This is a genomic window from Candidatus Palauibacter sp. (genome assembly GCF_965222475.1).
GTDB lineage: Bacteria > Gemmatimonadota > Gemmatimonadetes > Palauibacterales > Palauibacteraceae > Palauibacter.
Genome location: NZ_CBDCUB010000004.1, coordinates 346714 through 359109, shown reverse-complemented (window position 1 = coordinate 359109; position 12396 = coordinate 346714). Strand labels below are relative to the sequence as shown.

The following is a 12396-nucleotide window of genomic DNA, read 5'->3' as shown; positions in this document are numbered from 1 at the left end:
AGTAAGACAAGGCTATATCATCCACGCGAGTTCTATAATGTTCGCCAACCGGAAGCTGGCCCGCGAGGGAGGCGATCCCCTCTCGGAGAAGCGCCGGGTCGAGTCGACGCCTACCTTCGCGGACGCGGTCCGGCAGGTCTGGAAGCAGCTGCGGCCGGGCTGGCGCTCCCCCGAGCATGCGCAGCTCTGGCTGAGCAGTCTGGAGCGCTACGCGGTCCCTCGCATCGGAAAGATGCCGATCTCGGAGGTCACGAGCGCCGACGTGATCGGGATCCTCGCTCCGATCTGGCATGACATGCCGCCGACGGCCCGGAAGCTGCGCCAGCGCATACGGAATGGGCGCGGTCATGGAATGTCCGTGGCGATGGATCTCAGGCCGGACAATCCCTGCGACCGGATCGGCCCGGTGCTCGGTTCACAGGGAAACGGCGTGCGGCACATGCGGGCGTTGCCGCACGGGTCCCGGTCGAGTTTCCGCGACTGGGCGGCCGAAGAGACGGATCATCCCCGCGAGGTCGTGGAGGCGGCGCTGGCACACAAGGTCCGTAACCAGGTCGAGGCGGCGTCATGACGGCCAGGCGCTTCCCCTCGCCGTGTCCTGCGGAGGGAGCGGCGCGACCGGAGCGGGACACGCCGCAAAGTGTGACATTATACATGGCCATTGACACCGAGCGGCGATCGATTGCTTCGCCACCTGGCTCTCGACCCGCCTCCCCGGAGGCTGGTCGTGAATACCGCTCGGCGAGGGTCCGTGCCGTACGGGGAGTGCACATCTGACAAATGGGTGCATGTGCGCCGGGAGGCGGTTCCCCGGCAAACATGCGCTCCTTCTTATGTCGTGGGCCGTCTTACGGTTACGGGTGGGCCGCTTGCGCGGCAGCCCGTTCCCGAGGGTCTCGGGGATAAGACGGAGCGACCCACCCGATCGGCATGCCCCGATCAGCACCGCGGAGGGTCGGCATGTGCACAGCCATGCCACCCCCCGCTCGCGGGTCGCTCCCCACCAGCAATCCCTCGCGGGAAGGCCGTCAAGCGCCTTTGGTAGACGTCGATGCGCCGGGCAAGGGATCGGTGGTGTCCCGACGAACGATCCCGGCCCGTGTTCCCTTCCGGGGAACGGCTGGCCGCTTCGTTGCCGTGTCGGCCCGCTACGACTTGTCGGCTTCCCGCCGGAGATCCATCTGCCACGGAGAGTCCTACCGCCGGTTCACCCGGTCGCGAAGGAGTCTCGAGGCGTTGGAGACCGGCGCACGGCGGAGCGGAACGTCGACCGGTTCCCCTGTCCGGGGTTGCGGGCCGTGCGCGGCTTGCGGCGTTGCACCTTGAAGGTGCCGAACCCCCTGAGTTCGATGCCCTTGCCCCCGCCGTGGCAACGGGACGGGGAAGGAGTCGCTCGTCCGCGAAGTCGGCCCGAGCGCGGAGCCTCCCGGGGATCGAAGGGGGGGCAGGAGCCACCCCTCGCCAGAGCGCAATGTCCAACGTTGCGTAGCCGGACTGCCGTCCGCTAACCAACTCGGCGACCGACGCTGGGAACCCCGCCAGCGGATGCCCTCGAGCTGCGCCTGGAGCGGCTGAGGAGAACCTCGATCGCGGTCGGCCGAAGTGCGTTCTATCCGGGGAAGTTCATCCACTGCGCCTGCCCGGATCCTAGCCAAGCACTTTCTCCACGAATCAGTCAGGACTCGCCGATCGGCAACATGTGACCCACGCCACGGTCGAGGGTCTTGGCGTGGTGTCGGACGTGGGTCGCAACCGCTTGGACGTGGGGCGGAAAACCTCGCCGTGTCCCGCTCCGGCAAGACGTTTCCGGGAATAATCCGAGGGCTCGTGGCCGTAGTCTAAGCCGTTTTATGACATGGGATAGCTATGTCCTAGACATAATGACTTCTTGTTATTTACCGGACACGTTGTGACGTCTAAATATACCTCTAGTCGGATGTTGCCCGGCGATACGGTCCGGCAGCACCAGACTCGACGTAATAGTCTCAGAACGGGAGGCATACCTTGGCCGAACTCCGGTGTGGTCTCACGGTGGGCGGGTCCGTCCGCCATGTGGTCCACTACGGCCTGACATTGGTTGGTCTGCTCTGGGCGTCGAGTTGCGGAGATGGGACGTCACCGGCGGTCCCGATGCCAGTCGACGTTGCCCCCAACCGGGGCCCGGAGCCCGGATCACGCCGCGGACGCTGGAGGCGGGCGGTGCGGAGACGCTGGACGTGGCGGGGTACTTCGGCGACCCGGACGGCGACGAGCTGACCTACTCGGCGTCGTCCTCGGACGAGTCGGTCGCGACGGCCTCGGTGTCCGGGAGCGCGGTGACGGTGGCGGCGGTGGCGGCGGGCGAGGCGGTGGTGACGGTGACGGCCTCCGATCCGGGGGGCCTGGCGGCGGAGCAGCGCATCGCGGTGGCGGTGGCGGAGGCGCCTCCGCCCCCCAACCGGGGCCCGGAGCCCGTGGGGCGGATCACGCCGCGGACGCTGGAGGCGGGCGGTGCGGAGACGCTGGACGTGGCGGGGTACTTCGGCGACCCGGACGGCGACGAGCTGACCTACTCGGCGTCGTCCTCGGACGAGTCGGTCGCGACGGCCTCGGTGTCCGGGAGCGCGGTGACGGTGGCGGCGGTGGCGGCGGGCGAGGCGGTGGTGACGGTGACGGCCTCCGATCCGGGGGGCCTGGCGGCGGAGCAGCGCATCGCGGTGGCGGTGGCGGAGGCGCCTCCGCCCCCCAACCGGGGCCCGGAGCCCGTGGGGCGGATCACGCCGCGGACGCTGGAGGCGGGCGGTGCGGAGAAGCTGGACGTGGCGGGGTACTTCGGCGACCCGGACGGCGACGAGCTGACCTACTCGGCGTCGTCCTCGGACGAGTCGGTCGCGACGGCCTCGGTGTCCGGGAGCGCGGTGACGGTGGCGGCGGTGGCGGCGGGCGAGGCGGTGGTGACGGTGACGGCCTCCGATCCGGGGGGTCTGGCGGCGGAGCAGCGCATCGCGGTGGCGGTGGCGGAGGCGCCTCCGCCCCCCAACCGGGGCCCGGAGCCCGTGGGGCGGATCACGCCGCGGACGCTGGAGGCGGGCGGTGCGGAGACGCTGGACGTGGCGGGGTACTTCGGCGACCCGGACGGCGACGAGCTGACCTACTCGGCGTCGTCCTCGGACGAGTCGGTCGCGACGGCCTCGGTGTCCGGGAGCGCGGTGACGGTGGCGGCGGTGGCGGCGGGCGAGGCGGTGGTGACGGTGACGGCCTCCGATCCGGGGGGCCTGGCGGCGGAGCAGCGCATCGCGGTGGCGGTGGCGGAGGCGCCTCCGCCCCCCAACCGGGGCCCGGAGCCCGTGGGGCGGATCACGCCGCGGACGCTGGAGGCGGGCGGTGCGGAGAAGCTGGACGTGGCGGGGTACTTCGGCGACCCGGACGGCGACGAGCTGACCTACTCGGCGTCGTCCTCGGACGAGTCGGTCGCGACGGCCTCGGTGTCCGGGAGCGCGGTGACGGTGGCGGCGGTGGCGGCGGGCGAGGCGGTGGTGACGGTGACGGCCTCCGATCCGGGGGGCCTGGCGGCGGAGCAGCGCATCGCGGTGGCGGTGGCGGAGGCGCCTCCGCCCCCCAACCGGGGCCCGGAGCCCGTGGGGCGGATCACGCCGCGGACGCTGGAGGCGGGCGGTGCGGAGACGCTGGACGTGGCGGGGTACTTCGGCGACCCGGACGGCGACGAGCTGACCTACTCGGCGTCGTCCTCGGACGAGTCGGTCGCGACGGCCTCGGTGTCCGGGAGCGCGGTGACGGTGGCGGCGGTGGCGGCGGGCGAGGCGGTGGTGACGGTGACGGCCTCCGATCCGGGGGGCCTGGCGGCGGAGCAGCGCATCGCGGTGGCGGTGGCGGAGGCGCCTCCGCCCCCCAACCGGGGCCCGGAGCCCGTGGGGCGGATCACGCCGCGGACGCTGGAGGCGGGCGGTGCGGAGAAGCTGGACGTGGCGGGGTACTTCGGCGACCCGGACGGCGACGAGCTGACCTACTCGGCGTCGTCCTCGGACGAGTCGGTCGCGACGGCCTCGGTGTCCGGGAGCGCGGTGACGGTGGCGGCGGTGGCGGCGGGCGAGGCGGTGGTGACGGTGACGGCCTCCGATCCGGGGGGCCTGGCGGCGGAGCAGCGCATCGCGGTGGCGGTGGCGGAGGCGCCTCCGCCCCCCAACCGGGGCCCGGAGCCCGTGGGGCGGATCACGCCGCGGACGCTGGAGGCGGGCGGTGCGGAGAAGCTGGACGTGGCGGGGTACTTCGGCGACCCGGACGGCGACGAGCTGACCTACTCGGCGTCGTCCTCGGACGAGTCGGTCGCGACGGCCTCGGTGTCCGGGAGCGCGGTGACGGTGGCGGCGGTGGCGGCGGGCGAGGCGGTGGTGACGGTGACGGCCTCCGATCCGGGGGGCCTGGCGGCGGAGCAGCGCATCGCGGTGGCGGTGGCGGAGGCGCCTCCGCCCCCCAACCGGGGCCCGGAGCCCGTGGGGCGGATCACGCCGCGGACGCTGGAGGCGGGCGGTGCGGAGAAGCTGGACGTGGCGGGGTACTTCGGCGACCCGGACGGCGACGAGCTGACCTACTCGGCGTCGTCCTCGGACGAGTCGGTCGCGACGGCCTCGGTGTCCGGGAGCGCGGTGACGGTGGCGGCGGTGGCGGCGGGCGAGGCGGTGGTGACGGTGACGGCCTCCGATCCGGGGGGCCTGGCGGCGGAGCAGCGCATCGCGGTGGCGGTGGCGGAGGCGCCTCCGCCCCCCAACCGGGGCCCGGAGCCCGTGGGGCGGATCACGCCGCGGACGCTGGAGGCGGGCGGTGCGGAGAAGCTGGACGTGGCGGGGTACTTCGGCGACCCGGACGGCGACGAGCTGACCTACTCGGCGTCGTCCTCGGACGAGTCGGTCGCGACGGCCTCGGTGTCCGGGAGCGCGGTGACGGTGGCGGCGGTGGCGGCGGGCGAGGCGGTGGTGACGGTGACGGCCTCCGATCCGGGGGGCCTGGCGGCGGAGCAGCGCATCGCGGTGGCGGTGGCGGAGGCGCCTCCGCCCCCCAACCGGGGCCCGGAGCCCGTGGGGCGGATCACGCCGCGGACGCTGGAGGCGGGCGGTGCGGAGAAGCTGGACGTGGCGGGGTACTTCGGCGACCCGGACGGCGACGAGCTGACCTACTCGGCGTCGTCCTCGGACGAGTCGGTCGCGACGGCCTCGGTGTCCGGGAGCGCGGTGACGGTGGCGGCGGTGGCGGCGGGCGAGGCGGTGGTGACGGTGACGGCCTCCGATCCGGGGGGCCTGGCGGCGGAGCAGCGCATCGCGGTGGCGGTGGCGGAGGCGCCTCCGCCCCCCAACCGGGGCCCGGAGCCCGTGGGGCGGATCACGCCGCGGACGCTGGAGGCGGGCGGTGCGGAGAAGCTGGACGTGGCGGGGTACTTCGGCGACCCGGACGGCGACGAGCTGACCTACTCGGCGTCGTCCTCGGACGAGTCGGTCGCGACGGCCTCGGTGTCCGGGAGCGCGGTGACGGTGGCGGCGGTGGCGGCGGGCGAGGCGGTGGTGACGGTGACGGCCTCCGATCCGGGGGGCCTGGCGGCGGAGCAGCGCATCGCGGTGGCGGTGGCGGAGGCGCCTCCGCCCCCCAACCGGGGCCCGGAGCCCGTGGGGCGGATCACGCCGCGGACGCTGGAGGCGGGCGGTGCGGAGAAGCTGGACGTGGCGGGGTACTTCGGCGACCCGGACGGCGACGAGCTGACCTACTCGGCGTCGTCCTCGGACGAGTCGGTCGCGACGGCCTCGGTGTCCGGGAGCGCGGTGACGGTGGCGGCGGTGGCGGCGGGCGAGGCGGTGGTGACGGTGACGGCCTCCGATCCGGGGGGCCTGGCGGCGGAGCAGCGCATCGCGGTGGCGGTGGCGGAGGCGCCTCCGCCCCCCAACCGGGGCCCGGAGCCCGTGGGGCGGATCACGCCGCGGACGCTGGAGGCGGGCGGTGCGGAGAAGCTGGACGTGGCGGGGTACTTCGGCGACCCGGACGGCGACGAGCTGACCTACTCGGCGTCGTCCTCGGACGAGTCGGTCGCGACGGCCTCGGTGTCCGGGAGCGCGGTGACGGTGGCGGCGGTGGCGGCGGGCGAGGCGGTGGTGACGGTGACGGCCTCCGATCCGGGGGGCCTGGCGGCGGAGCAGCGCATCGCGGTGACGGTGGCGGAGGCGCCGAACCGGCCGCCGGTCGCCACCCAAACCATCCCTGACCAAACGATCCATGTGCGGAGCGAGCTGCAGGTACTGACTTCTTCGAAGAATCGCGTCAGGGTACGAGGTCTTCCCAACTACTTCAGTGATCCCGACGGGGATCCCCTGCGATATGAGGCCTCATCCTCAGACCTACGGTACGCCACGGTAGAGCTAATCATCATTGCCGCCCTCGACCACTATGTCTTAGACGTTAACCCGGTAGCAGTGGGGCAGGCGACCATAACGCTTACGGCTACCGATTCGGAAGGCTTGAGTGCGAACTATGTGTTCGATGTCAACGTCAGACCACCGATACCCAATCGCCGCCCCGTGGTCCAGTGGCCGATCGCAACTCAGCGGGTCCATGTGGGTGTGCCGGATTCGCTACGCTTGCGGGACCACTTCAGGGATGAAGATCTGTACGGGAGCTTCTTCCAGCTGAACTACGGAGCCTCCTCCGCTGACAATGATATAGCTCTTGTTCGGGTATCGGACAAACGAGATCACAAGACCGGACATGGATACGCCCGATTGGTCATCAAAGGGGTCAGCGCCGGGCAGACGAGGGCCACGGTGGTAGCGACCGATTGGGAGGGCCTGTCGGTAGAAGAGCGGTTTACTGTCATCGTCGGGACGCGCCCTCCGAGGGTTACACGTCGTATCAGTGACCGGTCGGTGTCGGCCGACAGCGAAACGTATGTGTGGGCCCTGCATAACTATTTTGCCGATCCAGACGGGGGTGAGCTCACGTTTGACGCCTCTTCAGATAATGCCGCCGTGGTTCTCGCCAGAGTGTCCACCCACGGCCCTTACGTTGTTCTTTCCGCCCGCACGGTCGGCACGGCGGACGTAACTGTGACGGCGACCGACCCGACCGCCCTGACGGCAAGCCAGACTTTCACGGTGACGGTCGTTGCGCCGCGCCCCCCGACGATAACGCGTCGCATAAGTAACCGGTCCGTGTCGGTCGGCAGCGAAACGTATGTGTATAGCCTGCATAACTATTTTGCCGATCCGGAGGGGGGTGAGCTCACGTTTGACGCCTCTTCAGCTGATGCCGCCGTGGTTCTCGCCAGAATGGGAAACGGTCCTTTGGTTCATCTTTTTGCCCGCACGGTCGGCACGGCGGACGTAACTGTGACGGCGACCGACCCGACCGGCCTGACGGCAAGCCAGACTTTCACGGTGACGGTCGGCGCCCCCACGTCGTGATCCCACGCCCAATGGAAAGGGCGGTCTCAACCGGTGAACGCAACATCTTGGCAGTGGCTGTTCACTTGCCGGAAGGTATGCGATGCGCCAACGGGAGAAGTACGGGAGGCTGAGCGAAGCGGACCGGCTTGAGATCGGGGACCGAATCAGGAACGGGCAAACACACGCCGAGGTCGCCGCGGCGGTCGGGTGTTCGACCAAGTCGGTCCAACGGCTGTTGATACGCACCGGCGGACTCGCGCCCCGGGGCCGAAATCGTTCGCCGCACCACCTTACCGTCGCCGAGCGGGAGGAGATCTCGCGGGGCCTGACGGCGGGAGACTCGTGCCGGGCGATCGCCGGGCGTCTGGGCAGGGCGCCGTCGACGATCTCGCGCGAGGTCGCCGCCAACGGCTCGAGAGAACGATACCGGGCCTGGAGGGCGGAGCGACGGGCGGTCGGGAAGGCCCGGCGCCCGAAGGTGGCGAAGCTCGCCCGGCGCCCTCGGTTGCGGCGGAAGGTGGAGCGTCTGCTCGCCGCGCGCCGGTCTCCGCGGCAGATTGCCCATCGCCTTCGGATCGATCATCCCTCGGATCCCGGGATGCGCGTGTCTCGCGAGACGATCCACCAGTCGCTGTACGTGCAGACTCGAGGCGCGCTCGGAAAGGAACTCACGGCCTGTCTGCGCACCGGCCGGACGCGACGACGATCCCCGAGGCACAGGCCCGGAGAGGGGCGGCCGAGGACATGGTCTCCATCTCCGAGCGGCCCGCCGAGGCCGCGGACCGGGCCGTACCGGGCCACTGGGAAGGGGACCTGATCCTCGGCAAGCCGGGACGCTCCGCGATCGGAGTCCTCGTCGAGCGCCGCAGCCGCTACGTGCTCCTTCCGCACCTTCCCGGCGGGCGGACCGCTCCGCATGTGCGCCGCGCGCCGGTCGAGTGGATGGTCACGCTGCCGGACCAGCTCAGGCGCTCGCTCACCTGGGACCAGGGCAAGGAGATGGCCGAACACGTCCGCTCGGCATCGAGAGCGGCGTATCGGTCTACTTCTGCGATCCGCGGAGCCCCTGGCAACGCGGGACCAGCGAGAACACCAACGGCCTGCTCCGCCAATACTTCCCCAAGGGCGTGCTCGCCCCGGACGACTTCGTCCGGCGCCAGCCGCTCTACGAATACGAAGAGACCCTACCTGTCGACATCCTGCGGGGGTACTCGGGGCGCGGAAGGGTGCATGTGGAAGCCGAATTGGAGGGTTTCGCACTGTCGGCGGAGCGGCATCTGCCATACTGACTATTGCCGATGGGAGAGCGTCGCGCCGAACAATTAGTGCCCGGCGGCAAGCCGCGACGCACCCAAGGCCGTGCAGGAACACCTTGATGGGGTTGTTCGAGTTGAGCGGTTGGTCGATGCCGTACACAACCGGCTCGACTTCCGGTTCGAAGGTGCCGAACATGCGATCCCAGATGATGAGCATGCCCGCGTAGTTCCTGTCCCAATACTGCCGATTCGAGCCATGGTGCACTCTGTGGTGAGAGGGCGTGTTGAACAGAAACTCGATCGGTCGCGGAAGCTTCCGGATGCCCTCCGTGTGCAGTATCGTCTGGAACTGCTGGATCAGGACTGAGGTGGTCCTATTTCGTTGGGGGTGGATGCTCCACCCGCGGGTCCTCCCCCGGCGGGGGAAGGACAGGTTCCAACATGGGCCCCGGTGGCCGGGAGGGGAACCCGGCCGGTGACCGGGGCTTGGCCGCCGATGGCGCGAGGCGTCCGGGACGGGCGGATCCCGGGTTTCTGCTCGGCCGCGGCGACTCGGGAGGGCGCGCTCCGGCAGGTGCGGAGATCCGCCGTTCACACCGCCCCCGCGCCGTTGCGGTAGGCCTCGCCCGGCGTCCGCCCGCCGAGGGACGAATGCGGGCGCACCTCGTTGTATAAGTCGATCCACGAGCCGATGATGCGCTCGGCGTCCAGCCCGTCGCGGAGCTCGTGGAGGTACACGGCCTCGTACTTCAGCGACCGCCACGGCCGCTCGATGAAGATGTTGTCGAGGAAGCGGCCCCGGCCGTCCATCGAGAACGCCACGCCCGCACCCAGCCCGCGCTCGGCGAACGCCTCGCTGGTGAACTGGGCGCCTTGGACGCTGTGTTCAGGATCTCCGGAGCCCGCCGGCCCAGCGCGTCGTCCAGCGCGTCCACGCGGAACGACGCGTCCATGGTGTTCGACAGCCGCCACGCGAGCACGTGCCGGGTCGCCCGGTCCATCACCGCCACAAGGTGGAAAAACCCTTGCGTCACGGGGACATGGGTGATGTCCGCGCACCACACGTGGTCCGCCCGCGAGATCTCGAGGCCGCGCAGCAGGTAGGGAAAGACCCGGTGCTCCGAGTTCGCCACGCTCGTGCGCGGCCGCCGGTAGGTCGCCTCCATTCCCATCAGCCGCATGAGCCGCCGGATCCGGTGCCGGCCCACGACGACGCCCTCGCGGCGGAGATGGCGCATCATCTGCCTGCTCCCGTAGAACGGGTAGTCCATGTGGAGCTCGTCCATGCGCCGCATGAGCGCCAGGTTCTCCGCGCTCTCCCCCTTCGGCCGGTAGTACCGCGACGACCGGCTCACGCCCACCAGCGCACACTGCCTTGAAAGACTCGGCGGCCCGTCCCGCTCGATCATCCGCACCCGCTCCGCCCGGCTCAGCGCTTGAGCCCGCGCCGAAAAAAATCCCGCTCGACCGTGAGCTCCCCGATCTTGGCGTGCAGCTCCCGGACCTTCGCCTCGTGCTCCTTGGCGAGCCTGCGGCCCGCGCCCCCGGCGAACACCTCCGGCAGCCCCTCGAGCAACTGCCGCTTCCATGTGCTCACCTGGTTCGGATGAAGCTCGTGCCGCCTCGCGATCGCCTGCACGCTGTCGCGCTCGCGCAGCGCCTCCAGCGCCACCCGCGCCTTGAACTCCGGCGTGAACCGCCGTCTCTTCCCGGCCATCTCGGTGCCTCCCGTTCCTTCCTGGAATCCACCTTAACGACCTGTCCAAAAAACTGGGACCACCTCAGACCTCGGCGAGGAGCACCAGGATCGGGTGGTATCCCAGCATGACGATCGGAAAAGAGAACAGGAGCGGGAACACCGCGTCGAGGGGACCAAAACGGTAGGCCACCGACATGTTGAAGTGGCGTGAGCTGTGATGCACCGTGTGAGTGGCCCACCCGACCCCGATCCTGTGCATCAGGCGGTGATCCCAGTAATACATGAGATCGGCCAGCAGGACACAAGTGACGATGGTGACCCAGTTCAGCGCTCTCGTGATCGCGTCGCTCATGGGTCTCGGCGCTCCACCCGTTCCCTGGCCTCGTCACCTGAATCGTCCACTCGGTCGATTCCTCGAGCTGCTCCTTCAAGCTGAAACCGTGTTTGCTCCGCCGCCTCGTCGAACGCGCTGGAATCCTCCTCCGAGCTCGCCAACGTGGGGGCCCAGACCATGGTGCCCACGATGATCCCCGTCGTCAGGATCTGCGCCGAGAAAGAGAGTCGATTCGGTTTGCGGTTCGACATGTCAAGACTCCTTCGCTGCAATGGTCGAAAGCCCGCTCGCGATGGTGTCCCAGACGAGGTCCTGCGCCTGAACCCGGCCCAACTCGCCCTCGCCGACGGCCCGAGACGCCGCCCATATCAAGCTGTCGATGCTTGCCACGACCCAGGCCAGCGGGACATCCGGACGAATGAAACCCTCCTCCCTGGCACCTCTGACCAGATCCGCCAACTCCGACATCTGCCGTTCATAGGCCCTGACGATCTCCGGCTCGTCGCGGAGCTCAGCGGCCGCCTCGAGGAATCGATAGGACTCGCCCGCGCCAACGACGGCCTTCGTAGCTAATCTCAGGGCGTCGGCCGCCGTGCAAGCCTGGGCTGTGGCCTGCCGGGTCACCCTGTCCGTTTCGGCGATGGCTCGGCTCGCCAGCGCCTTCAGCAACCCTGCACGGCTCTCGAAATGGCGGAACACCGTGGCTCGTCCGACCCGCGCTTCAGCCGCGATCTGGTCCACGGTCGCGTTCAAGCTCTCCGACAGGGCCCTGACCGCCCCCTCCAGGATTCGTTCTTCCGTCGCCAACGCCATGATACATAACCATCTTGAATGAGATGCCATAGTATCGCAAGTTCGGACAGGCGTTGTCAACCAGTTCGATTTGGTTTGTGTTCAGTCGGTGCGGCGCAGATCGTCTGCGAGAACGGCGTCGGGGTCTGGCGGCGCTAGCTGCGGTCCGGGCCCAGCGCCGTCAATCGCCGGTGTCGGCCACGCCGAGGCCTTCCCGCTCGGCGGCGTCGCTAAGGCGCTGATCGAGGCAAAGAAACACCAGCGGGTCCGAGAGCTGCTCGCTCACCAGCAGGGCGGCGCCAAGTTGGCCGGCATCGGCGGCCCGGAGCGGGTGCCGCGCCAGCACCGCGTTCGCCCGGGCGCGCACGGAAAGCACATCGATCACTTCGTCCCAGCCGGCGGCGAAACCACGAAGGCGGCCGAGAACCGTCCGCCGCTGCCGCCGGGTCAGCGCCCCTTCGCGCGTGCGCCTCTCAATCGCGCTCGTGATCTCCGTCCTCGTCCAGGCCCATGTGACGATGTGATCGTCTTCCAGAAGCCACGTTCGAGCCAACCGGCTACCGGGCTCGGAGACGATCAGCGGGACAAGCGCCGATACGTCCCAATACCTCATAGCCGGTCGATCCGGTCCTCCGCCAGGGCCTGCGAAATGCTCGTCGACAGTTTCACGGGAGGGTCGTCGAGAATCGAGGTGGCCGGTCCCGCGCGGGGCCGGAGGAGACCATCGCCAATCAGCCGGTCGCGGACGGCGTCGTCGCCGCCCGGTTTGGGCGCCATCAACCTGGCGACCGGCACGCCGCGGTCGAGGATCTGAACCTCGCCGCCCCGCCGGACGTGGCGAAGGTAACGCGAGAGATTGGCCTTGAGGGCCGAAATCGACACGGTAGTCATAGG

General features: G+C 69.9%; 8 protein-coding genes and 4 pseudogenes. 4 read left to right on the top strand and 8 right to left on the bottom strand.

Annotated features, from left to right (window positions below):
- Positions 1-37 precede the first annotated feature (37 nt).
- The gene (locus ACOQPP_RS10265; protein ID WP_420636452.1) at positions 38-571 is read left to right on the top strand and encodes a tyrosine-type recombinase/integrase; all 534 of its coding nucleotides are present in this window, start codon (positions 38-40) and stop codon (positions 569-571) included.
- Between the two features lie 636 nt (positions 572-1207).
- On the opposite strand, the gene ACOQPP_RS10260 is transcribed toward ACOQPP_RS10265, so the two are convergent.
- Positions 1208-1351 carry an HU family DNA-binding protein gene (locus ACOQPP_RS10260; RefSeq protein WP_420636501.1) on the bottom strand — a complete coding sequence of 48 codons (144 nt, stop codon included), beginning with the start codon at positions 1349-1351 and terminating at the stop codon, positions 1208-1210.
- A 748-nt stretch (positions 1352-2099) separates the two neighbouring features.
- Between ACOQPP_RS10260 and ACOQPP_RS10255 the strand changes: the two genes are divergently transcribed.
- From ACOQPP_RS10255 to ACOQPP_RS10245, 3 genes and pseudogenes are all read left to right on the top strand, one after another.
- Positions 2100-7439 carry an Ig-like domain-containing protein gene (locus ACOQPP_RS10255; RefSeq protein ID WP_420636451.1) on the top strand — a complete coding sequence of 1780 codons (5340 nt, stop codon included), beginning with the start codon at positions 2100-2102 and terminating at the stop codon, positions 7437-7439.
- 82 nt (positions 7440-7521) lie between these two features.
- Positions 7522-7767, top strand: a pseudogene (locus tag ACOQPP_RS10250) (helix-turn-helix domain-containing protein); the annotation flags it as partial.
- Between the two features lie 6 nt (positions 7768-7773).
- Positions 7774-8548 (top strand): annotated as a pseudogene (locus ACOQPP_RS10245) (IS30 family transposase); the annotation flags it as partial.
- Positions 8549-8777: 229 nt separating this feature from the next.
- Here ACOQPP_RS10245 and ACOQPP_RS10240 read toward each other — a convergent pair.
- From ACOQPP_RS10240 to ACOQPP_RS10210, 7 genes and pseudogenes are all read right to left on the bottom strand, one after another.
- A pseudogene (locus ACOQPP_RS10240) lies at positions 8778-9035 on the bottom strand (sterol desaturase family protein); the annotation flags it as partial.
- A gap of 233 nt (positions 9036-9268) precedes the next feature.
- A pseudogene (locus tag ACOQPP_RS10235) lies at positions 9269-10394 on the bottom strand (IS3 family transposase).
- Positions 10395-10458: 64 nt separating this feature from the next.
- A complete protein-coding gene (locus tag ACOQPP_RS10230; RefSeq protein ID WP_419166711.1) occupies positions 10459-10728 on the bottom strand; it encodes a sterol desaturase family protein in 270 nt (89 codons plus the stop codon).
- Entirely contained in the window at positions 10725-10961 is a 237-nt protein-coding gene (locus ACOQPP_RS10225) for a hypothetical protein (protein ID WP_419166712.1), read from the bottom strand. The genes ACOQPP_RS10230 and ACOQPP_RS10225 overlap by 4 nt, the downstream gene beginning before the upstream one ends.
- Position 10962: 1 nt before the next feature.
- Positions 10963-11523, bottom strand: a complete 561-nt coding sequence (locus ACOQPP_RS10220) for a TetR/AcrR family transcriptional regulator (protein WP_420636450.1) — start codon at positions 11521-11523, stop codon at positions 10963-10965.
- Between the two features lie 160 nt (positions 11524-11683).
- A complete protein-coding gene (locus ACOQPP_RS10215; protein ID WP_419166714.1) occupies positions 11684-12115 on the bottom strand; it encodes a type II toxin-antitoxin system VapC family toxin in 432 nt (143 codons plus the stop codon).
- A complete protein-coding gene (locus ACOQPP_RS10210; RefSeq protein WP_419166715.1) occupies positions 12112-12393 on the bottom strand; it encodes a type II toxin-antitoxin system Phd/YefM family antitoxin in 282 nt (93 codons plus the stop codon). Before ACOQPP_RS10210 ends, ACOQPP_RS10215 begins: the two co-directional genes overlap by 4 nt.
- Between the last annotated feature and the right edge of the window lie 3 nt (positions 12394-12396).